23 protein-coding genes and 1 other annotated feature are annotated in these 22,946 nt (G+C 43.6%); of the genes, 1 reads left to right on the top strand and 22 read right to left on the bottom strand.

What is annotated here, in order from left to right:
- Positions 1 to 28: 28 nt before the first annotated feature.
- The 16 genes from ANCC_RS07335 to ANCC_RS07260 form a co-directional block, all read right to left on the bottom strand.
- The gene (locus ANCC_RS07335; protein ID WP_006567314.1) at positions 29 to 619 is read right to left on the bottom strand and encodes a DUF5662 family protein; all 591 of its coding nucleotides are present in this window, start codon (positions 617 to 619) and stop codon (positions 29 to 31) included.
- A 2-nt stretch (positions 620 to 621) separates the two neighbouring features.
- On the bottom strand, positions 622 to 1,200 hold the full coding sequence (locus ANCC_RS07330; RefSeq protein ID WP_006567315.1) for a chromate transporter: 579 nt from the start codon (positions 1,198 to 1,200) through the stop codon (positions 622 to 624).
- The gene (locus ANCC_RS07325) at positions 1,197 to 1,748 is read right to left on the bottom strand and encodes a chromate transporter (protein WP_006567316.1); all 552 of its coding nucleotides are present in this window, start codon (positions 1,746 to 1,748) and stop codon (positions 1,197 to 1,199) included. Before ANCC_RS07325 ends, ANCC_RS07330 begins: the two co-directional genes overlap by 4 nt.
- 108 nt (positions 1,749 to 1,856) lie before the next feature.
- On the bottom strand, positions 1,857 to 3,341 hold the full coding sequence (locus tag ANCC_RS07320) for a glutamate synthase subunit beta (protein ID WP_006567317.1): 1,485 nt from the start codon (positions 3,339 to 3,341) through the stop codon (positions 1,857 to 1,859).
- 12 nt (positions 3,342 to 3,353) lie between these two features.
- Positions 3,354 to 7,886, bottom strand: a complete 4,533-nt coding sequence (gene gltB / locus ANCC_RS07315) for a glutamate synthase large subunit (protein ID WP_006567318.1) — start codon at positions 7,884 to 7,886, stop codon at positions 3,354 to 3,356.
- 286 nt (positions 7,887 to 8,172) lie between these two features.
- Positions 8,173 to 8,682, bottom strand: coding sequence for a YbhB/YbcL family Raf kinase inhibitor-like protein (locus ANCC_RS07310; protein ID WP_006567319.1), 510 nt, complete (start codon positions 8,680 to 8,682; stop codon positions 8,173 to 8,175).
- Positions 8,683 to 8,769: 87 nt separating this feature from the next.
- A complete protein-coding gene (locus ANCC_RS07305; RefSeq protein ID WP_006567320.1) occupies positions 8,770 to 9,135 on the bottom strand; it encodes a winged helix-turn-helix transcriptional regulator in 366 nt (121 codons plus the stop codon).
- A 13-nt stretch (positions 9,136 to 9,148) separates the two neighbouring features.
- On the bottom strand, positions 9,149 to 9,700 hold the full coding sequence (locus ANCC_RS07300; protein WP_039946655.1) for a cysteine hydrolase family protein: 552 nt from the start codon (positions 9,698 to 9,700) through the stop codon (positions 9,149 to 9,151).
- A gap of 87 nt (positions 9,701 to 9,787) precedes the next feature.
- Positions 9,788 to 10,147 carry a winged helix-turn-helix transcriptional regulator gene (locus ANCC_RS07295; RefSeq protein WP_006567322.1) on the bottom strand — a complete coding sequence of 120 codons (360 nt, stop codon included), beginning with the start codon at positions 10,145 to 10,147 and terminating at the stop codon, positions 9,788 to 9,790.
- Between the two features lie 517 nt (positions 10,148 to 10,664).
- Complete coding sequence (locus tag ANCC_RS07290) at positions 10,665 to 11,840, bottom strand: iron-containing alcohol dehydrogenase (protein WP_006567324.1); 1,176 nt, start codon at positions 11,838 to 11,840, stop codon at positions 10,665 to 10,667.
- A 166-nt stretch (positions 11,841 to 12,006) separates the two neighbouring features.
- Complete coding sequence (queC, locus tag ANCC_RS07285) at positions 12,007 to 12,666, bottom strand: 7-cyano-7-deazaguanine synthase QueC (RefSeq protein WP_006567326.1); 660 nt, start codon at positions 12,664 to 12,666, stop codon at positions 12,007 to 12,009.
- 16 nt (positions 12,667 to 12,682) lie between these two features.
- A complete protein-coding gene (folE, locus tag ANCC_RS07280; protein WP_006567327.1) occupies positions 12,683 to 13,270 on the bottom strand; it encodes a GTP cyclohydrolase I FolE in 588 nt (195 codons plus the stop codon).
- A 6-nt stretch (positions 13,271 to 13,276) separates the two neighbouring features.
- The gene (gene queE, locus ANCC_RS07275) at positions 13,277 to 13,945 is read right to left on the bottom strand and encodes a putative 7-carboxy-7-deazaguanine synthase QueE (protein ID WP_006567328.1); all 669 of its coding nucleotides are present in this window, start codon (positions 13,943 to 13,945) and stop codon (positions 13,277 to 13,279) included.
- Between the two features lie 2 nt (positions 13,946 to 13,947).
- A complete protein-coding gene (gene queD, locus ANCC_RS07270) occupies positions 13,948 to 14,367 on the bottom strand; it encodes a 6-carboxytetrahydropterin synthase QueD (RefSeq protein ID WP_006567329.1) in 420 nt (139 codons plus the stop codon).
- Positions 14,368 to 14,649: 282 nt separating this feature from the next.
- Positions 14,650 to 15,369, bottom strand: a complete 720-nt coding sequence (locus ANCC_RS07265; protein ID WP_006567330.1) for a helix-turn-helix domain-containing protein — start codon at positions 15,367 to 15,369, stop codon at positions 14,650 to 14,652.
- A gap of 114 nt (positions 15,370 to 15,483) precedes the next feature.
- Positions 15,484 to 16,350, bottom strand: coding sequence for a LysR family transcriptional regulator (locus ANCC_RS07260; RefSeq protein ID WP_006567331.1), 867 nt, complete (start codon positions 16,348 to 16,350; stop codon positions 15,484 to 15,486).
- Positions 16,351 to 16,475: 125 nt separating this feature from the next.
- On the opposite strand from ANCC_RS07260, the gene ANCC_RS07255 reads away from it, so the two are divergent.
- A complete protein-coding gene (locus ANCC_RS07255) occupies positions 16,476 to 17,339 on the top strand; it encodes a DMT family transporter (protein ID WP_006567332.1) in 864 nt (287 codons plus the stop codon).
- Between the two features lie 77 nt (positions 17,340 to 17,416).
- Here the strand turns inward: ANCC_RS07255 and dinD are convergent, their stop codons facing one another.
- The 6 genes from dinD to ANCC_RS07225 all read right to left on the bottom strand — a co-directional run bounded on the left by dinD (position 17,417) and on the right by ANCC_RS07225 (position 22,915).
- Positions 17,417 to 18,289: a DNA damage-inducible protein D gene (dinD, locus tag ANCC_RS07250; RefSeq protein WP_006567333.1), complete on the bottom strand. Its 873-nt coding sequence runs from the start codon at positions 18,287 to 18,289 to the stop codon at positions 17,417 to 17,419.
- 314 nt (positions 18,290 to 18,603) lie between these two features.
- Complete coding sequence (locus ANCC_RS07245) at positions 18,604 to 19,377, bottom strand: ABC transporter ATP-binding protein (RefSeq protein ID WP_006567334.1); 774 nt, start codon at positions 19,375 to 19,377, stop codon at positions 18,604 to 18,606.
- Positions 19,374 to 20,255 (bottom strand): ABC transporter permease, encoded by an 882-nt coding sequence (locus ANCC_RS07240; protein WP_006567335.1) that lies wholly within the window; start codon positions 20,253 to 20,255, stop codon positions 19,374 to 19,376. Before ANCC_RS07240 ends, ANCC_RS07245 begins: the two co-directional genes overlap by 4 nt.
- A gap of 13 nt (positions 20,256 to 20,268) precedes the next feature.
- Positions 20,269 to 21,276 carry an ABC transporter substrate-binding protein gene (locus ANCC_RS07235; RefSeq protein WP_006567336.1) on the bottom strand — a complete coding sequence of 336 codons (1,008 nt, stop codon included), beginning with the start codon at positions 21,274 to 21,276 and terminating at the stop codon, positions 20,269 to 20,271.
- 133 nt (positions 21,277 to 21,409) lie between these two features.
- Positions 21,410 to 21,647 (bottom strand) — a binding site (T-box leader).
- A gap of 58 nt (positions 21,648 to 21,705) precedes the next feature.
- Positions 21,706 to 22,341, bottom strand: a complete 636-nt coding sequence (locus ANCC_RS07230; RefSeq protein ID WP_006567338.1) for a cell wall hydrolase — start codon at positions 22,339 to 22,341, stop codon at positions 21,706 to 21,708.
- A 106-nt stretch (positions 22,342 to 22,447) separates the two neighbouring features.
- Positions 22,448 to 22,915, bottom strand: coding sequence for a GNAT family N-acetyltransferase (locus ANCC_RS07225; protein WP_233441490.1), 468 nt, complete (start codon positions 22,913 to 22,915; stop codon positions 22,448 to 22,450).
- Positions 22,916 to 22,946: the final 31 nt, after the last annotated feature.

Genomic DNA, 22,946 nt, shown 5'->3' with positions numbered 1-22,946 from the left:
GAGTTTCAAGAAGTACATACATGAAATTCTAGCCAATCGCCACAGGACCTGTTTTCTCAAAAGGAGAAATGCGGTCATAACCGCTGATATCCTCTTTTAAGTCTCTTTTCAAATAGCGAAATGTCTCCTTTTCTCCCTTTTCAGCATACATTGTCAAAAGCATCATCAGATAATCTTTGGAAGCCTCATGCATGATGGATGCCCCGATTCCGTTATTAAAATACTCCAGAGGGCTCTCTTTTGTAAAATCATTTTTTTTGTAGATTTTCCCGGCGCTGATTCTGTCCACTAACATCTCCGCCATATATTTTTTCGGAATTTTCATCCCTACCAGACCCTTGGCATCAGGATTCAGGCTGTAATCGATCCAATACTCAAAATGATGCCTGTTCCTTCCTTTATGGTGCAGCCATGCCCTGGATATCCCGTATTTCCTTCGTTCAATGTTGTTAGGGCTTTGATTTCCCTGGTAGTATTTCGCCCCCGGAATAAATTCCGTCGGAGAATACTTTGACATATCGTGCATGATACCCTGGCAGTAAAGTCCCACCTTAAAACAGCCTTTGGCCACAAGGATTTTATGTTTTGTAATTGTCTTAAAGTGTCCTAAAATATGCATAATCAAACTCCCAGCACAGCAATCCCGATACATCCCGACAGCACGATCAGAAAAATCGGATGTATGGATTTTCCCCGTTTCTCTGCTACTTTATTTATTATATATAATATAACAAAAAGAATCACAGATTTAAAGTCAATGGAAGAAACTATTTTTTGAAGATGAAGTTCCCCGTCTTTTAAAAACGCCACCTGAAACACAGACAGAGTCGCCGCACAGATTAATCCGGCCACCACCGGACGGATGCCGTAAAATCCCGCCTCCACATGACGGTTGTTTTTAAAACTTTCCAATACTCTGGCAACGAGGATAATAATGACCACCGACGGCAGCACAAGGCCGAATGTGGCGATCAGGCTTCCGGGGATACCTGCGATATGAAATCCCGAATAAGTCGACATGTTGACGCCGATGGCTCCCGGCGTGGATTCGGAAATTGCCAGCATATTTACAATATCTGCGTGGGTAAACCAGTGAAAACGGTCCGCCATGCTGTATAGAAACGGCAGCGTGGCAAGCCCGCCCCCAAGCGCAAACAGTCCGGTCTTAAAAAATTCAATAAACAGCTTCAAAAGGATCATTTTCTGTCTCCTCCTTTCCGCACTTTCCCGCAGAGCAAAAGACCTAAAACAGCGCCGATGATCACATAGATCACAGGATTGTTCATGACAAAGACCATGCCGAAAAATGTGGCCGCAAATATCATGCCGGTGAGCCAGTCCACGACTCCGCCTTTTACCATTTTCCTGATACTGTTGATCATCAGAACGCAGACACAGACCCGGATGCCCCAGAACGCACTCTGCACCGCTTTCAGTTCACTGAAATTGGTCATAAAAGCCGCTATGATCATGATAATGATCAGCGAGGGCGCCGTAAATCCTAAAGTAGCCGTGATGCCTCCTCTGATTCCCTTCAGTTTGTATCCAATAAACGTGGAGGTATTGACAGCGATGACTCCGGGCGTACACTGCCCTACCGCAAAATAATCCATGACTTCTTCACTCGTCGCCCAGCCTTTGTTCCGGACAACCTCCCGTTCGATCATCGGGAGCATGGCATAGCCTCCGCCGAATGTGAATGCACCCATCTTAAAAAAGGTTAAAAACAGTTCCTTATATTCTTTCAACTCGCTGATCCGTCCTTCCCATTAAGTTTTCTTTTTATTATACGGAAAAAATGCGAAAAAAACCAGAGACAAAACCAAACTGGCTTCGTCTCCGGAAATGAAAACATATTACAGGTTTGTGTATCCCATCATCTGAAGGTCCACTTCTCTCGCTGCTTCCCGTCCTTCGCGGATTGCCCACACGACCAATGACTGGCCCCGGTGCATATCTCCCGCGGTAAACACGTTTTTAACGTTGGTGCGGAAAGAATCCGGCTCTGTGGCTACATTGGTGCGTTCATTTACCTTCACACCAAATGCATCGGTCACATAGGATTCACTTCCGAGGAATCCGGCAGCGATCAGCACAAGATCCACTGGAATTTCTTTCTCTGTCCCCGGCACCTCTGCCATTGTCATCCGGCCGGTTTTCTCATCCTTTTTGCTCTCAAGCTTTATGATAACGGCTTTCGATACCTCACCCTTTTTGTTTTTCTTAAATTCTTTTACGGTCGTCTGATAGGTTCTCGGATCATGACCAAATACGGCGATGGCTTCCTCCTGGCCGTAGTCTGTCTTGCAGACTCTCGGCCACTCCGGCCACGGATTATTCTCTGCGCGCTCATCCGGGAGCTTCGGCATCATTTCCAGCTGGATGACACTCTTGGCTCCGTGGCGGACAGAAGTACCCACGCAGTCATTTCCCGTGTCGCCTCCTCCGATGACCATGACATTCTTTCCCTTGGCACTGATATAAGTATTGTCTTTCAGTCCGCTGTCCAGCAGGGCTTTCGTGGTGGATTTCAGGAAGTCTACGGCAAAATAAATGTTTTTGGCATCCCTTCCCGGAACTTCGATGTCTCTCGGATGGGAGGAACCGCATGCCAGGATAATGCTGTCATATTCTTTTTTCAGCTGTTCCGCCTTGATATCTTTTCCCACATCTGCATTCGTCTTAAATAAAATGCCTTCTTCTTCCATGATTTTTATCTTCCGGTCCACGATCTGCTTTTCCAGCTTCATGTTTGGAATCCCATACATCATCAGTCCGCCGACCCTGTCGGAACGTTCATAGACTGTAACCTGATGTCCTCTCTTGTTCAGCGAGTTGGCCGCCGAAAGCCCGGCGGGTCCGGAACCGATAACAGCGACCTTTTTCCCGGTCCGGCTCTTTGGCGGTTTTGCATCCGCAAGTCCGTTGGCATAACCGTATTCAATAATGCTCAGCTCATTCTGCTTGGAGCAGACCGGTTCACCGTTGAGGCCGCAGGTACAGGCCGCCTCACACAGGGCAGGGCAGACCCTGCCTGTAAACTCCGGAAACGGATTGGTTTTTTTCAGCCTCTCAAATGCCTGTTCCCAGTTTCCGGTATAAATCAGGTCGTTCCACTCCGGCACCAGGTTATTTAACGGACACCCGGACGCCATACCGCCGAGCATCAGTCCTGACTGGCAGAACGGTACGCCGCAGTCCATGCATCTGGCTCCCTGTCTCTGCTGTTCTTCGGTCGGGAGGGGAATATGGAATTCATTATAGTGTTTGATTCTCTCTTTAGGCTCCTCCGCCCTTGCGTCTTTTCTCTCGTAATCTATAAATCCGGTTGGTTTTCCCATTGGTCTGTCCTCCTACTTAGCGTTCTCATAAAATGCTTCGATCTGCGCCTGCTCACTGCTGAGTCCCCGCTCTTCCATCTGTACGATCAGGTTCAGCATCCGTTTATAGTCTACCGGCATGATCTTTTTAAACTTCGGCAGAAATTCCTCAAAGTTTCTAAGGATTTTCTTTCCTTTTTCGGAGTTGGTATAAGCCACATGTTCTTTCAGCATTTCTTTGACTTCAAGTACGTCGTATTTGGAGGTGATCGTTTCGATGGTCACCATCTCCTTGTTGACATTCATATAAAGGGAACTGTCCTCATCTAAGACGTAAGCGATGCCTCCGCTCATGCCCGCCGCAAAATTCTTTCCTGTCTCACCCAGGACTAAGACACGGCCTCCGGTCATATATTCACATCCGTGATCACCCACGCCTTCCACTACGGCAGCAGCACCGGAATTTCTGACACAGAACCGCTCTCCCGCAACTCCGTTGATAAATGCTTTGCCGCTGGTAGCCCCGTAGAGTGCCACATTTCCGACAATGATGTTTTCTTCCGGTTTAAACTTGATGCCGGCCGGCGGATATACTACCAGCTTTCCTCCGGACAGTCCTTTTCCGAAGTAGTCGTTGCTGTCCCCGACAAGCTCCAGCGTGAGGCCTTTCGGAATAAACGCCCCGAAGCTCTGCCCTCCTGCACCGCTGCATTTTACAGTATACATATCATCAGGCAGCGTGTTTTCTCCCCATCGCTTCGTAATCTCGGAACCGAAGATCGTTCCAAAGGTACGGTCGATGTTTGTGACATCCAGCTCGATGCTCTTTCTCTGCTTTTTCTCAAGTGCAGGTTTTAATTGTTTCAGGAGAACCGTCTCATCTGCTACTTTATCCAGCTTAAAATCATAGACTTTTTTATGGGTATAATCAATCTTTTCTGCCTTGGCATAGGAAGTATCAAGGATTCTTGACAGATCAATGTGTCTGTCTTGTGTCTCTTTTGTCGGCTTTAACAGATCGGTGCGTCCAACCAGCTCATCGATGGTGGCCACGCCCAGCTTCGCCATATATTCTCTCAGCTCCTGTGCTATAAAACGCATGAAGTTGACCACATATTCCGGTTTTCCGGCAAAACGTTTGCGGAGTTCCGGATTCTGTGTCGCAACACCCACCGGGCAGGTATCCAGATTGCAGACACGCATCATCACACATCCCAGCGTCACAAGCGGCGCCGTCGCAAATCCGAACTCCTCTGCACCCAGCATGGCGGCAATGGCCACATCCCGTCCGCTCATAAGTTTTCCATCGGTTTCCAGTACAACCTTGTTCCTTAAATCGTTCATGATCAGATTCTGGTGCGCCTCAGCAAGCCCCAGTTCCCACGGAAGTCCCGCGTTGTAAATAGAGTTCCTCGGTGCGGCTCCCGTACCTCCGTCATAACCGGAGATCAGAATAACCTGGGCACCGGCCTTTGCGACACCGGATGCCACCGTACCGACTCCCGCTTCGGAAACAAGCTTCACGGAAATCCTTGCGTCTCTGTTGGCATTTTTGCAGTCATAGATCAGCTGTGCCAAGTCCTCGATTGAATAAATATCGTGATGGGGGGGAGGCGAAATCAGCCCCACTCCCGCCGTTGAATGACGGGTCTTTGCAATCCACGGGTAAACCTTCTTTCCGGGGAGGTGCCCCCCTTCTCCAGGTTTTGCTCCCTGGGCCATCTTGATCTGGATTTCTTTTGCACTTACAAGGTACTCGCTGGTCACACCGAACCTTCCGGATGCTACCTGTTTGATGGCAGAACAGCGGTTCTTTCCGTCTCTTCCCACCGTCAGCCGTTCCGGGCGTTCTCCGCCCTCTCCGCTGTTGGACTTGCCGCCCAGCATATTCATGGCAATGGCAAGAGTCTCATGAGCCTCTCCTGAGATGGAACCGTAAGACATGGCTCCTGTCTTAAATCTCTTTACAATGGAATCCACACTTTCCACCTTATCCAGAGGAATTCCCTTTGAAGGATAGTTAAACTCCATCAGGCCTCTTAAATTTCCGGGCTCTAATTCCTCATCGATCATATGGGTATACTTCTTAAAAGTCTCGTAATTTCCTGTTCTCGCCGCCATCTGAAGCGTATGGATCGTCTGCGGATTATAAAGATGCTGTTCCTTTCCGCTTCTAAACTTGTGGCTTCCTGTGCTCTCCAGCATCAGGTCATTTTCCAGTCCCAGCGGATCAAATGCAGATGAATGTCTGATGTCCACATCTTCTTCGATATCTTTTAACGTAATTCCTTCCACACGGCTGACGGTATTGGTAAAATACTGATCAATCACCTTAGAATCAATGCCGATGGCCTCAAAAATCTGAGATCCCTGATATGACTGGATCGTGGAAATCCCCATCTTGGATGCAATTTTGATGATTCCGTGAAGGACTGCGTTTGTATAGTCTTCCACAGCCGCATAATAATCCTTGTGCAGCAGGTTATCGTCGATCAGTTTCTGAATCGCCTGCAGTGCCAGATATGGATTTACCGCACAGGCTCCGTAGCCAAGCAGCGTGGCAAAATGATGGACTTCTCTCGGCTCTCCGCTCTCCAGGATCAGAGCTACGGAAGTCCGTTTCTTTGTCTTAATCAGATGCTGGTGCATGGCCGATACCGCAAGCAGAGACGGAATCGCCACATGGTTTTCATCCACTCCCCTGTCAGACAGGATAATGATATTTGCTCCGTCCCTGTAAGCACGGTCTGCTTCCACAAACAGGCGGTCCAGCGCCTTTTCAAGGGATGTATTTTTATAATAAATGATCGGAAGCTCCGCAACCTGGAAGCCTTCTGTCTTCATATTCTTGATCTTCAGCAGATCTGTGTCCGTGAGAATCGGATTGTGGACTTTCAGCACCTGGCAGTTCTCCGGTTTCTCTTCCAGAATATTTCCGTCTTTTCCGACATAAATCGTGGTAGAAGTCACAAGTTCTTCCCTGATCGCGTCGATCGGCGGATTGGTTACCTGTGCAAACAGCTGTTTAAAGTAATTAAACAGCGGCTGATGCTTCTTTGAGAGAACCGCCAGCGGGGAATCTGTACCCATGGCCGCGATCGCCTCAGAGCCGTTTAACGCCATCGGCTGAATCGCGGTTTTTACTTCCTCATAAGAATATCCGAATGCCTTTAAGAGCTTTTCTCTCTGCTCTGTCTCATAAGACGGAACCGGAATATTTGGTATCTTTAAATCTTTGAGTTCTGTGAGATTGCTGTCAAGCCATTCTCCGTACGGCTCTTTTCCCGCATAAGATTCTTTGACCACATCGTCGTCAATGACTTCTCCTTTGACCGTATCCACCAGGAGCATCTTCCCGGGACGCAGTCGTTCTTTCACGAGGATCTTGGTAGGGTCAATGTCCAAAACTCCGATCTCGGAGGACAGGATCAGCTGGTCGTCATCTGTAATATAATACCTGGAAGGACGCAGGCCGTTTCGGTCGAGCACAGCTCCCACCTGGTCTCCGTCGGTGAAAAGAATAGAGGCCGGTCCGTCCCACGGCTCCATCATCGTCGCATAATACTGGTAAAAATCCCTTTTCTTCTGACTGATGACCTTATTGTTTTCCCACGGTTCCGGTATCGTGATCATGATCGCGTGCGGCAGGGCCATTCCGCTCATCACAAGGAATTCCAGGGTATTGTCAAGCCGTGCAGAGTCGGACCCGTTCGGATTGACCACCGGGATCACCTTATGCATCTGGCCTTTCAGGTACTTGGATTCCATATTTTCTTCCCTTGCCAGCATCTTATCTGCATTTCCGCGGATCGTGTTGATCTCACCGTTATGTACGATGAACCGGTACGGATGCGCTTTCTCCCAGCTCGGAGTCGTATTCGTACTGAAACGGGAATGAACGAGGGCGATGGCAGATTCGTAGTTTGGGTCCTGAAGGTCTTTAAAAAATGTTCTGAGCTGTCCCACAAGGAACATTCCCTTATATACGATCGTCCTGCTGGACAGGGAAATCACAAAGGTCTCTTCGTTGCTCTGTTCAAATACTTTCCGGACAATGTACAGCCTGCGGTCAAATTCCAGTCCTTTCTCTGCGTCCTCCGGCTTTTCGATAAATGCCTGGAGAATCTTGGGCATACATTCAATGGCTTTTTTGCCCAAAACCGTGCTGTCGGTCGGCACTTCCCTCCATCCGAGGAACTTCATGCCTTCCTTTTCCACGATGATCTCAAACATCTTTTTGGCCTGCTGTACTTTCAGCTCGTCATTTGGAAAGAAAAACATGCCGACTCCGTATTCTCTCTCTCCCCCGATTCCAATACCAGACTCTTTACATGCCTTTTCAAAAAATTTGTGGGAAATCTGGAGCATAATGCCGACACCGTCTCCGGTCTCCCCGGCCGCATCTTTTCCTGCCCGGTGTTCCAGGGTCTCAACAATCTTTAATGCGTTATCGACCGTGGTATGACTTTTGATTCCCTTAATATTGACACAGGCACCGATCCCGCAGTTGTCATGCTCAAAGCTGGAATCGTATAGCCCGGGTGTGTTGTCTCTTTTGATCGTCATAAATCTCTTCCTTTCATTCAGCAGTTTGGAAATGTTATTTTTTGTAGAATTCCTACGTTGGAATCTATCATACAAAAATATATTCGTCTTGTAAAGCGTTTTTTTCTTAAGTTATCTGATTATTTGATTATTTATATATTTTTTTATAATTATCAGAATATTTTACAGGATAATTTCTCCATTCAATGACAAAAAGAAACAGCCGGGACATCAACTGTCCCGGCCCTGATTATGTATGTTGTATAAATACATCTAATATGTTTGCAAAAGAGTTCTCAACCCTATTTTAAAAGGGAACTTTTTCATATATTCCTTTTAAAACAGCTTCTTCAATAATATGTCCGTCCATCTGTTTCCATAATTCGTTTAGGTAAAAACCATTTTCTATACATAATTTTTTATCCAATGCAAACACATGGAGTTCATATGTATGTGATTTATCTGGTGGTGTCATCCCCCCATAATAACTGGATTGTTTTCTGCTCTGTTGGTTTCCTTGTATACTTATCCAACTATTGGCTCCTTGTATAAAGTCTGTAGCCGTCTGACTTTCGTTTTCTTTTAATTCATTGCGAAGTAAATTTGCTCCCAACCAATGTATCCATTGAAAGCCAGTAACAGCATATGCGTCCTTATCTTCAAGTATAAAAGCAAAGGATATCGTATTTTTGGGAGCTTCTTCAATTTTAAAAGGCAATGAATACATTGGAATATTATTTTCATTAAAATTCGTACCATATCCACCATATTTTTTTTCAATAATTCCATTAGAGATTCCTACACTTGAAATATACATAAATTCTCCTCCTTGTATATCATTTAATTTAAGATATATGATAACAAGGGGGAAATAAAACGTAAATTACCCACTTTTTTGTAGGTATCAGTCTGGTATAACGTGTTTCTCAGTTAATTCATTTTCTTTTCCATTTTTCTTTAAATATTCAATCCCTATATGTTGCATAATTCGTAATGCTTCTAGTATTTGATTCCCCATATCTTCTGTCAAAAAATACTCAACATGAAGTGGATAACCAGCAAATGTTTTTTTATCAACAAATCCATAATCTACAAGTTCCTTTAAATGTTCCAAAAGCATTTTTTGTGTAATTCCATCAATATCACTCTCTAATTTAGACAAAGAAGTAGCCCCTAATCGTAAACGCCATAAAATAATTGGCTTCCATTTTCCCTTTATCATATCATGAACTAATTCCAAAGGGCATGTATATTCATCTCTTAATTTCATTGGACATCAGCTCCTATAAGTCACATTGGTAAAACAAATAATCTGTACTTGTAATAACATTAGCAAATTTCTGATTTAAAGAAGCCATAAATATGCTTTGGACAGTATCTGCTGGGATATAGTCTCCATTCCATTCTAATTCCTTGGTTGCACAACCATCTGATATTAGTGTAAGTTCATAGCCATAGTCTTTGGCAGCTCTTATAGTTGTGTCAATACACATATGTGTCATCATTCCACAAATGACCAATTCCGTAACCCCATTCTCCACCAGTTTGTTTTGCAAATTCGTTTCATAAAAACTATTTGGATAATGCTTAACAATAACTGTTTCTGTATCTAATGGTTTAATATCATTATGAATTTGTACACCATCTGTATTTGGATTAAAAAATGTTCCATTTATAGACTCATGGCGAATGTAAATAACTAGCAGGTCTTGTTTTCTAAAATCTTTCAATAAATCTTTTATTGCATTCAACGCTACCTCTGGTTTATACAACTGGCACTTTCCATTAGGAAAATAATCATTTTGCACATCAATAATAAGTAATGCTTTTTTCATATTCCCATATCCTTTCTTAATTCTAATCATATGATATAGGATAATAATCCCCAAGTAAATTACTTACTTTTTCGTATATAATAGAGTTTAATAACAAATTCCTTTTTCATCAAGTATCTCCGTCATACAATGCTCTACCATGTAATCTATACCAATTTCTTGCATTATCTTAATTGCTGATAGCATCTTTTCTCCCTGCCCAGTTAAAAAGTATTCCACTTTTAAAGGATATCCATCATATGTTTTTTTATCAATTAAGCCAAAGTGTTTCAATTCACGCAGTTGTTCCAATAGCATTTTTTGAGTTATTCCTGCTATACTGTGATAGAGTTCAGAAAAAGAACATTTTCCATTTCTAAGTTGAAAAATAATTATCGTTTTCCATTTTCCCTTTATCATATCATGAACAAGTTCTAATGGGCATGTATAGTTTTTTCTAAGTTTCATTTTATTATCATCTCCTATGTGGAATATTTTATATGTTTAGGCTCAATATTTCAAAACATATTTTATTTTCGGAAAATATTCTATGATACGGTACCCCTCTGGAGTGAACTTACATATACAAGACTTTTTCTACATTCCAGATACCCGAATAGCTTTTAATCTTTTTCCAGTTCTTTCGTAAGTCTATAAATGGGAAAAGGACAGCCATTTTCAGACTGTCCCTTAAAGAGAAATACGCCGTCAGCAGCAACAATTTTTCACAGCCGACTTCTACTTGCATATCATTAAAAATATCGTTCACCACATCACTCCAATCTGGATTTTAGGTAAAAAAAGCAGTCAATCCTAAGACCAACTGCTTTGTGTTTATGGATATGAAATTATAAATCAGCTAATGACTATTCCTTAACTGATACAGATAATATGAAAGAGTTGTTTAAACATCGGCTTTACTTTCCATAGAATATGTATGAATAAACCATATGCTACAAACGCCATTATGTTCTGAATATTTCCTTTAAAATGTTACATCTTTTCCATAGTAGATGCACTCTAAAACTTTTTCCATGTCATCTACAGAAGTTTCTCTAGGATTAGATCCCGTACATGCGTCTGCCACAGCGCGCTCTGCGATCATCCTCTTCTTCTGGTTGAATTCTTCTTCATTGATTCCAAAATCTTTCAGATTGGAAACAATATTTAATTTCTTATTCATCTCACGGATCGCCTCAATCAGTGAAAGAGTCAATGCCTTATCGGAATTTCCAGGAAGTCCGATTCTCCTTGCGATAGCCGCATAGCGCTCCTCACAAACCTTTGCGTTGAACTGGATCACATATGGCAGATAAATGGCATTTGCACATCCATGGGTGATATGTCCGGTGTCAAATACAGCTCCGGTCTTATGAGCCAGGGAGTGCACGATTCCTAAAAGCGCATTGGAGAATGACATTCCTGCAAGGCACTGCGCATAGTGCATATTTTCACGTGCAGTCATATCTCCCTCATAGGAAGCTTTCAAGTTGTCAAATACCATCTCAATGGCTTCCATTGCCAGCGGATCAGAAAATGGGGAATGCAGGCCTGCCACATATGCCTCAATCGCATGGGTCAGTGCATCCATTCCTGTATAGGAAGTCAGTTTCGGAGGCATTGTCTCTGCCAGCGCAGGATCTACGATCGCAATATCCGGTGTGATCTCAAAGTCTGCCAGCGGATATTTAATACCTGAGCTGTAGTCTGTGATAACAGCAAATGCTGTCACTTCAGTAGCTGTCCCTGAGGTTGACGGGATCGCAAGGAATTTGGCTTTATTCCTGAGCGGCGGAACCGTAAACGGATCTTTTACATCGTCAAATGTTGTCTCCGGATGCTCATAGAAGATCCACATTGCTTTCGCAGCGTCGATCGGAGATCCTCCGCCCATCGCAATGATCCAGTCCGGTTCAAAGTCTCTCATGACTTCCGCGCCTTTAAATACAGTCTCAACAGAAGGGTCCGGTTCTACACCTTCGATTAATTTTGTCTCAATACCTGCTTCTTTTAAATAATCGACAACCTGATCTACAAATCCAAAACGTTTCATAGAACCGCCGCCGAGTACCAAAACAGCTTTTTTTCCATCCAATGTCTTCAGTGTCTCAAGTGATCCTTTTCCAAAGTATAAATCTCTAGGCAGTGTAAATCTTCCCATACGTTATCTCCTTTGCTGCAGAGGATTGAAATGTTGACAACCCTGACCAATGGTTACATTCTTATTGTACTGCTTTGTTAATGTTTTATCAATAAAAATCTGCAACAAAAATACACTCACACAAATGTTCTGATATTGACCATATGACATTGACATTTGTTCTTTCTTACTTTCGCTCCGAAAGATAGGCTTCCATCCCCCGCCTTCTGAGTCTGCACGCAGGACAGTCTCCGCATCCGTCCCCCCTGACTCCGTTATAGCAGGTCAGTGTTTCCTGTCTGATCACATCAAATACGCCCAGATCATCGGCCATTTTCCACGTTTCTTTTTTGTCGATCCACATAAGAGGCGTAATCACTTCAAATTCGTAATCCATCGCCAGAGTCAGCGTCGTCTCCAGAGACGTAATAAATACGTGTCTGCAGTCCGGATATCCGCTGAAATCGCTCTGGGACACGCCGGTCACCAGTACATGAATATCTCTCTGCTTTGCAAATACTGCCGCAAAGGTAAGAAACAGCATATTTCTTCCGTCTACAAAAGAATTCGGCGTACCCGTCTCAGGCGCCTCTTTGTCCACCTCTATATCCGCCCTCGTCAATGAGTTGGGAGCCAGCTGGTTTAAGAGGGCCATATCCAGAATATGATGCTCTACGCCATATTTTTTGCAGATTTCTTTGGCACAGATCAATTCATCCGAATGCTTCTGTCCGTAATCAAAAGAAAGCGCAATGACTTCTTCATATTTTTTCTTTGCCCAGAACAGACAGGTGGTACTGTCCTGTCCCCCACTGAATACTACGACTGCTTTTGTCGGTTTTGACATAATCTTATTCCTCCTCTTATCTGTCTGCGAGCATATAAAAGCGGTTTTCCATGGCAGGATCGCTTTCGAACCGTCCCCTCAGTGTGGAAGTGATGGTCTTTGTCTGATTTTTCTTAATACCCCTGGCGCTCATACAGCTGTGATTTCCTTCGATGAGTACTGCCACATCCTCTGTCCCCGCCACTTTGGAAATGATCTCCGCAATATCCGACCCGATCCGCTCCTGGAGCTGAAGTCTCTTGCCGACCATGTCACAGATCCTTGCAATTTTGCTCAGTCCCAGAATCTTTTCCTTCGGCTGGTAGGCCACAGTGACTTTCATATTGTACATAAGAGCCAGATGGTGTTCGCAGTAGCTGAAAATATCGATATCTTTTACAACGACCATATCCTTATGATTTTTTACAGACAGATCATCTTCAAAGGTTTTGGAGTACATTTCTGCAATCTGGTCATTGCTGTAATTCATTCCCTCAAACACTTCTTCATACATCCTGGCCACACGGTCCGGCGTCTCCTTAAGGCCTTCCCGGTCCGGGTCATCCCCCAGCGCTTCCAGAATTCCTCTGATATGTTTTTTGACTGCTTCTTTATCGATTGCCATAGCTTCTTAGACTCCCTTCCGCTCCGGATCCCAGACAACTTTATGGATCTGGATCTGGAACCTGACTTTATTCATCCTGTGTTCTTTCATAAACTCCACGATCTCATCCGGAGGTATGGCACCGAAAACCGGACTGAAATACACAATCGCCTTTTCACAGAGAGAAAACCGTTCGATGACTTCTTTTGCTTTCTCCAGATCTTCTCTTGTTCCTATCACAAACTTTACCACATCCCAAGGTTTTAATTCTTCCATATTTTCAAGACACATGGACTCCTCCATGCCGCTGGAGGGAAGTTTATAATCCATGGTCATGGAAAGTCTCGCGTCCCGCTCTCTCCATGGACGGATGGGAATACTTCCGTTCGTTTCGATTTCCAGTTCCATCTTTGGAAGTGACAAAATACTGCCGATCAGCCCGCTGATATTTTCATCCAGCAAAGGTTCTCCCCCGGTCAATGTCACCAGATCCACTCCCGACTCCTTTACCATCTGTGACACTTCCGCAGCCGTCATGAGTTCTGCCTCGCCTTTTTTACTGATGGCCCATTTGGTATCGCAGTAGGAACAGTTTAAATTACATCCCCTAAGGCGAATGAACATAGAAAGCCTGCCTGCCTTCTTTCCCTCCCCGTTGATACTCACAAAACTTTCTGCTATCTTAAAAACTTCCATCTCTATTCTCCGTAAATGGCACAGTTATTCGGCGTCTCATATACTTCCACAAAAGATACGTCATAACCGTCCTGTTTGATCCGGTCATAAAAATATCTGGCAAAATTCTCTGCCGTAGGGCGGAATTTCACTTCAATGATCCGGAACTCTTCTTCTCTCAGTGCCTCTATCGTCTTGGCCTTCAGTGTGTCTTTTTCCATGATCAGAGCATGGTCAAACTCGTCTGCAATTTCTTTTACCTTGTCCTTTAATTCGCCGAAGTCTACAACCATCCCCCTGGTCTGGCCCTGTTCTTCTACTTTTTCCTTTTGGATCGTCACCGACAGTTTCCACCGGTGTCCGTGCAGATTTCTGCACTTGCCCTCGTATCCCGCCAGAAAATGTGCGGAGTCAAAAGACGCATGTGTATTTAACTGGTACATGTTGATCCCTTTCTCTCGTTTTCTATTTCTCCTGTTTCAGGCCTCATCCAAAAAAACATGAAACAGCAAAAGACACGCCACCCGCGGTGTCCGTGTCTCTAAGCATTCTTCTAAGACATAAGAAATATGTCTGATCATATTCTCTTATTTTGTCCTAGTTTTGTTTAAAGACAGGATGGTACGAATGAACTGTCTGATATATTTACAATAACTAAATGAGTATAACACAATTTTCATTCAAAAGAAATAAAAATTCCAAGTTTTTCTCCCCAGTCTTCCGTTTTACCTCATGGCTGCTGAAAATAACCGGATCAAGAATTTCCATGTACGGGGATATTCCCTCAGGATCGTTTGTCTGATTTCTTCACAGGCTGCTGCCCCTTTTTCTGTGAAAACAAATGCTCCGTCAGCAGCGCCTCCGATGGCTATGTGTGCATTGGCGTAACCTCCCACAGCAATACGGGCGGCCAAAGCACATCCTCCTGCGGCGTACACTCCTACGGCCAGTCCGCCTATGGCAAAAATACCGAGAGCAGCGCCTCCAATGGCCAGTCCGCCAAGGGCGAGTCCCCCAAAGGCCAGCAGTCCCAGAGATGCCGTTCCTATAGATATCAGCCCCGCAGAGAGCAGACCCATAGAGAAAAGACCTACAGCAAAGTTTCCAATAGCTATGACTCCTTTTGCTTTATACATCCCCCGCCCAAAATTGATATGCACCAGCGGAATCCCGAATACGGTCAGCCTGCTCTTGTATTCATAGTGGAGATTCACAGTCACATAGACCACTTCTTTTTCTCCCGGTGCATTAGAATTTCCAACCAGCTCATCAATGCTGACCTGAAAGATTCTGCTCAGTTCCATCAGTTTATTCATCTCCGGTGTTGTAGTCCCCAGCTCCCACTTAGATACGGTCTGTCTTGACACATTCAGGCGGTTCCCCAATTCTTCCTGTGACCAGCCTTTCTCTTTTCTGAAACGGTTCAGATTTTTATAAAATTCCATAAATGTTCTCCTCTATGCTGTTTTTATTTATCATATAAATTCGGGACCTCTTTTTCCACCAAATGCTGTTGGAAATGTGTCAACTAAAGTTAACATCCACGGTTTTTAGCCATTTTATCTGTATTCTAGGTAATCCAGGAACCGTTTTACCGCAAGAGACATTCCTTTCCTGTCACGGAAAGCCAGCCCGATCTTTCGGCAGGCCGACACTTCTAATTCTTTCGTGACAATCCGGTAAGGAATCCTCTGCAGGATGAGCTTCGGCAGGATACTGATTCCCAGCCCGCTCTCCACCATGGACATGATGGCGTAGTCATCCCATGTTGTAAAATGAACGTTCGGAGTGATGCCGCACCGCTCAAAAATTTCCGATATCTCTGCTTTTGCCCCTTTTTCCAGCAGCATAAAAGGATCATCACATAATGCACCCACAGGAAATTTACTGCATCCGGCCAAAGGATGATGTTCCGGAAGAACAGCCATCAGCTGATCATCTTCTAAAAAAATAGTTTCAAACTCCGGAAGCGTAGGCAGTCTCAAAAATCCACAGTCCACCCGGCCTTCTGTGATCCAGCTTTCTATCTCCGTATAGTCTCCCAGCAGCAGTTCATAATCAATGTTGGGGTAATCTTCCTGAAACTTCTTAATGATATTCGGAAGCCAGTGTGTCGCCACACTTGAAAAAGTCCCGATTCGGATCAGACCGGATTCCAATCCCTTTAACTCATCGGCCTGTGTCTGTAAATTCTGAAACTCATCACACACTCTCTTTGCATACGGCAGCAGCTTCAATCCGTCGGAAGTCAGCCTCACCCCTGAATGTCCCCGTTCCAGAAGGGAGATACCCCACTCTGTTTCCAGATCATGGATCATACGGCTGATCCCTGACTGGGAATAATCCAGTTCCTGGGCGGCCCTTGTAAAACTCCCGGATTCCACGGTTTCAACGAAAGCCATATACTTTTGTATGTTCATATCCATGCCGGTATTCCTCTCCTATCCATCTGATATTGTAATATAAATTATAACAAATATTCGTTTTTGTAATTTATAGTTTTATGTTACAGTAGTATCACAAATGATTCAAGAAAAATCGAGGTGTCACAGTGAAAAAAGCTTATCTGAAATACTTTACCGCATTGCTTCTGTTTGGTTCCAACGGAATCGTTGCTAGTTATATCCTGCTTAACAGCTATGAAATCGTATTTTTAAGAACCCTTATCGGAAGTCTGTTTCTCATTGCAGTTTTTTTATTTTCCGGAAGAAAGCCGCAGGGGTTTCACGATAAAAAACATATTCTTTATATCACCATATCCGGCATAGCGATGGGAATCAGCTGGATGCTTCTGTATGAAGCATATAAAACGGTCGGAGTCAGTATTGCCACCCTTGCATACTACTGTGGTCCGGTCATCGTGATGGCTGTATCTCCTATTGTCTTTCAAGAACACATGACACTAAAAAAACTTTCAGGTTTTGCCGCCGTAATTGCCGGTATGTATCTGGTCAATATAAACGGTTTATTTAAGACCCATGTCTCTGCCGGGCTGATCTTCGGCATCCTGTCAGCTGCCATGTATGCTCTAATGGTTATCTTTAACAAAAAAGCAAAGAGCATTACCGGTCTTGAAAATTCCGCATTTCAGCTGATCATAAGTTTCCTGACTGTAGCTGTCTTCAGGCAGACAAAACAAAGCCTTGATGCTTCGTCTGTTTTCCATAGTCTTTTTCCTGTGCTGTTTTTAGGCATTGTCAACACAGGCATCGGCTGTTATTTTTATTTTTCTTCCATCGGTCGGCTGCCCGCCGGGTCAGTGGCTGTCTGCGGATATCTCGAACCACTGTCGGCTCTCATATTCTCAGCATTTTTTCTCAGAGAGCGCCTGTCGGCGGTACAGCTTCTGGGAGCCGTTCTTATTCTGGGAGGTGCTGTGGTCAGTGAATTGTCACGAAAAAAGAGACCGTCATAAAAACGTGTAATTTAGAAATTTACGAAAACAAGTAAATTTCAAGTGAACACCTTTAAACAACTTAGCACCACCCACAATCAATCCACAGGCTCATCACCATGTACTTCAGACAATTTTCCTGCCTGCTCAGCAATTTTCTTTTCCTGAGACTTAACACGCCGTTCTAATTTTTTTATGTCCTCGGAAGGCGGCAGACTTTCCGGTTTAATTCCACGTTGTTCAAGCATATCCCTGACAGAATGATTATTTTGAATATGTTCACCTGTAATAGAGACTTCACCCTGTAAGTCTTTTTCTTCAACATTATAATTTGTCATTTCTGTTGCAAGGTTTTTTGCTGCAATAGTAAGTGTTGGAAGAAAGTCTGCCAAAGGTCGATTATCTTTCACACCAAGTCTCTTTTTCATTTCTTGTGTAGAATAACCACCAAATAATGCTTTGTCTCCTTTAGAACGAATACGTCCAAAGCCTGCGTCGTCTACACCTCGTTCGTAAATATTTTGAGACAGACGCTTTTCAGATTCACGAAGTCTGCCACGAGCCTCAGTGCGTTCAATTAAAGCAATACGTTCTTCAATCAATTCCTGTTTTCTTGTCTGTACCGCAAAATAACTTTGTGCAAATGCAATTTCTTCTTTTTTAGGATCACCATTTTGAGCAATCAAATAGCAGGCATAGCGAGTAAGCATATAATCTTTAATACTTCTTTTTGCACCACTGCCCAGTTCAACCATTTTCGTGACCTCACGAAAATGGTCTGATATCTTTATATCGGAAGTCGCACACGATTCCATTGCACGGCTGACTGCCTTATCAAAATTCTCCCAACGCTCATATCCGAGTAATTGCATTAACTCACGGGCATACCAAAATTCAATATCAGCATCGTCGACATTATGGATAAACATATCATATTGTCGACGTATTTGTTCAATTTTTCTTTTATCCATTATTACTTAGCCTTCCCTTTCTTTAATATACACTACAACTATAGTCCAACACATCATATATCCGCCTAAGAATAGTAAGATTCACAGCTTTATCTCAACATTACTTTTCCATATTGCACCTCCATTTATTCTTCTGTTTTTTTACATTTTATCATTATTTTTTAATATTTTACAATATTTAATTTCAAATCAACACAAAACACTTGTTCTTCCGATAAGTTAAGAAAAATCGGTATAGCCGATAGCCACGACTATGCCGATTTTTAAGATAATTTACCCATATTAATTCTCACCAAATCCCCGTATATGATCACTTAATTCCCAGTCTCTATGCTGATTTCATTAAACTGATCCAACAGGTCTTCTATGGCAAGTGCTTCTTTTTCTTTTCCTGCCTTGTCTAAAACCGCCTGTCCCTGATGCATCATAATGAGACGGTTTCCATATTCCACGGCAAACCTGAGATTGTGCGTGACCATAACAGTCGTTAAGTTTTTCTCTCTGACGATCTTATCCGTCAGCTGCATGATCAGTTCCGCCGTCTTTGGGTCCAGCGCTGCCGTATGTTCATCCAGGATCAAGAACTCAATCGGCGTCATTGTGGTCATCAGAAGGGCCATCGCCTGCCGCTGTCCCCCTGACAGAGCACCGACCTTTGTTCCCATCATGTCTTCAAGTCCCAGCCCCAGCTGGGAAAGCATTTCACGGTAATGGCTGATCCTTTTCTTATTTGTTCCCAAAGCGAGTCCATACGCTCTGCCTTTATTGTCTGCCAGAGACATATTTTCAAGAATTGTCATGGAAGGACAGGTTCCCATAGCCGGGTCCTGATAAACTCTTCCAATCTTTCTTTGGCGGACAAACTCCTTCTGCTTTGTGATATCCTCACCGCCCAGGCTGATGGATCCTTTTTCAGGCTGGAGACTTCCGCAGATCAGATTCAGCATCGACGTTTTTCCTGATCCGTTGCTGCCGATTACAGAAACAAAATCACCGTTCTGGATCTTTAAATTGAAATCCTTAAACAGACAGATTTCATTCACCGTTCCAATGTTATAATATTTGTCAATATTTTTAAGTTCAATCATGCTTTCACCTTCTTTTTCCGGTCCATGCTGATGATCAGGATCACAAGAAACAGGATCGCAGTGATCAGTTTAAGGTCCTGGGAGTCCAGTCCGATCTCGATGGCTGCCGCCACACAGGCTTTGTATATAACAGAGCCGATGATGACAGCAGTTGTTGCCTTTAACAGATTTCCTTTAAAAATGTTCGTCCCGATAATAACGCTGGCGAGACCAATGACGATAGTTCCGGTACCCATGGAGATTTCAAAAAATCTCTGCTGCTGACACATGACACTTCCCGCCAAAGCTACCAGACCGTTGGCGATAGAAAGGCCGACAATTTTTACAAACCCACTGTCTTTAGCAAGTGATGTGACAATTTTTTCATTGTCCCCTACGGCTCTGAGCAGAAATCCGGATTTTGTCTTTAAGTACAAGTCCAGGAGGAGTTTTGCGATCAGCATGATCAGCGCAATGATGATCAGTGTCTTATACGGCTCAAGCGCCTCCGGAAATAAATTGTTGATAAAATCATTGTTGAAAATCGTATGGTAGTTGAACAGAGGCACATTGGCACTTCCCCCGGTAATCCGCAGATTGATCGTATAAAGTCCCGTCATCATGATGATACCTGACAGCAGATCCCTGACTCTGAACTTTACGTGGATGATCCCGGTCAAAGCCCCTGCTGCCGCTCCCGCCGCCGTTGAAAGGATCAGCGAGAGGACCGGATTGAACCCATTCATCAACAGTACCGTGGTGATGGCGGCACCTAATGGAAAGGTACTGTCCACAGACAAATCCGGAAAGTCCAGTATTTTATAAGTAATATATACGCCCAAAGCCATCACCGCATAGATGAATCCCTGCTCGAAGACGCCAATGATCAGTTGTTCCATTTTTTGCTCCTATTTATTTGCTTGCTTTAATTTCTGTGAATGTCTCTACTGCCTCTTTCTTAACATCTGAAGGCAGTTTAATTCCAAGATCTTTTGCCACCTTTTCGTTAAGATAGATGTCTCCCTGATTAAACGTTTCAAACGGAATTTCGGATGCTTTCTTCTCTCCCTTTAACACTTTGGCAGCCATTTTTCCCGTCTGTTCTCCAAGTTTTATGAAGTCAATCCCCACACATCCGATGCATCCTAATTTCACCTGTTCGATCTCTGAACCGAATACCGGGATCTTTGCCTTGTTTGCTTTTTCCAGATAAGTCGGCATTGAGCTTACGACCAGATTATCTGTAAGGTTTGTGATACAGTCTACTTTCTTGATCAGGCTGTCGGCTGCCATCGGCATATCTGCCGCCGCGCTGATTCCCTGAGTAATGATCTTAAAACCGTTCTTTTTAGCCACTTTCTCATAGGCTTCAATTCCCGCTTTAGAGTTAACCTCGTTAGTGCTGTACAGAATTCCTACATTTTTTGCCTTTGGAAGCACTTTACGGATCAGCTTCAACTGTTTATCTGCAAGGATCAGATCAGAAGTTCCTGTAACTTCCCCTACATTTTTTCCGTCCTTGTCTACGAATCCTGCCAGTTCCGGTGATGTAACCGCAGTGTAGATAACCGGTGTCTTAGAATCAGAAGCTGCATTGTATGCGCTCTGGGCACTTGGTGTCGCAATGGCACAGATCAGGTCCATCTTCTTGGAAGCAAAGTTTGAAGCGATCTGGTTATCTGCAGCGGTATCAGCCTGAGCATTTTTATAAGTGATCTTTAAATTTTTTCCTTCCTTGATTCCTTCTTTTTCTAACCCCTGGATAAAACCTTTGCGGCAGTTATTTAAAGATTCATGCTCTGCAAACTGCTGAATTCCGATTTGATAGCTTTTGTCCTCACTTTTTTTTGAACATCCTGCAAATAATAATGTTGCCGCCAATACTGCGCTGCATCCTGCTGCTAATAATCTCTTTTTCATAACTTTTTCTCCTTTTCTCTACAATCAATTTTTTGCACTTATAGAGATAAACAAATACTGTGGTCCGGAGTTTTTTATTTCATAGGGAAGGTCATAGAACTTTCCTATGGAATAAAAAACGCCCCAAGCTAACGCTTGAGGCGGATATCCGCGGTACCACTCAAATTGGCATCATAAAAAATGCCCACTCTTTTCATATACCATCATATATGCCCTGTTGTGTAACGGGTCGGGTGCCCGGCAACTCCTACTGTGGTTCAGAACTGCCCTCGAAAGTCCATTCATCAGGGAATTCATGCTGCAATCCCACCATCTGCAGCTCTCTTATAATCCTTCTGATCCTGACTACTACTCTTTCTCATCGGTTTATCACTATATGATAGAATGATAATACTTTTCTTTTTACGTGTCAACCCCGAATTTTCACTCTTATTTATAAAAAGAATGTCCCTGATAAGTGAACAGTTTCGTCAGCGCCCTGTCAAACCAGGACACATTTCTTGGATTCGCCATTGTCTTTTCCACAAAATACAGAGCCCCCTCTGAGTAGTCTTCTCCTTCAAGTGCCCGCTCCACACTTTCCCGTGTAGACGCTTTGATCGTCACCGAGTTATACCGTCCGTCGGCTGTCGGAGAAAACTGCACACTGCCATTGGTCCTCTGGAACACGACCTGTTCGATGGTGTTTGGAAATTCCTTGGAACGGACCCTGTTTAATATCACATTTGCGACTAAGATTTTACTCTTCATGTCTTTGTCAGTAGCTTCTGCTTCCACAATCCTGGTAAGAATTGCTTTCTCTCTTGTAGATATTTTTCCTTTGAGGCCTTTGACATCCTGTACTTTTTCAATCTGACGTTCTATATTTAACTTTTTAATCAGTGCTTTTCTCTCTTTAAACTGCTTCTGTTCTTCCAACAGTTTCCTCTGGATAAGCTGATCAACGCCATTTTCGCCCTGCGGCGGCTGAAATAAAGTATCACTTGCAAAGACCTGCTGCCCTACGCTGCATAAGCCAATCGCACAAGATATGGCTGCTACTTTCCATTTTTTCTTCAATGTCATATACACTCCTTTAATATAGTGTATGACATTTTTGAAACATTATTCACACTTTTGTAAAATTTACGTCCAATTTCAGAGACATCTGCATGTTTTTACATCATAAATTTTATATCGTCATGACATAAATATCATTTTCCGTATTTAAAACAAATCCACAGGACAGCAGCAAACCGCAGGACGCTGCATTCTCCTGTTCAGGCTGTACAACAATCCTCTCAGCATCACCATGGCATCTGATCTTTTCTATCAGCTGTTTTACAATTTCTTTCCCAAATCCTTTGCGGATGCAGTCCAACTCACCAATCATATAATCGACGCTGTAAGATCCGCCCATTTCCGTGTATCCTCCCCATAGTTCATCACTGTCTTTACATGCATAGTATTGACAGAAGCCGATTGGTTTATTTTCATACTCAGCGATAAAATGATGAATCCAGCAGAAAGCACTGTCCTGCTTTTCGACTTCTTCGATCCAATCCAATGGCTCATGATACCACTTTGCAACATGCGGCATCCTAAGCCATTTTTTAAAGACAGGGAGATCTTCCGCATTCATTGTTCTTAGATTCAGCATACTCATTTCCTCCTGCATATACATTCGTTAA

Origin of the sequence: Anaerostipes caccae L1-92 (genome assembly GCF_014467075.1) — a bacterium.
In the GTDB taxonomy this organism is placed as follows: Bacteria; Bacillota; Clostridia; order Lachnospirales; family Lachnospiraceae; genus Anaerostipes; species Anaerostipes caccae.
The sequence above is the reverse complement of the archived record's forward strand: the minus strand, read 5'-3'. Positions and strand labels throughout refer to the sequence as shown.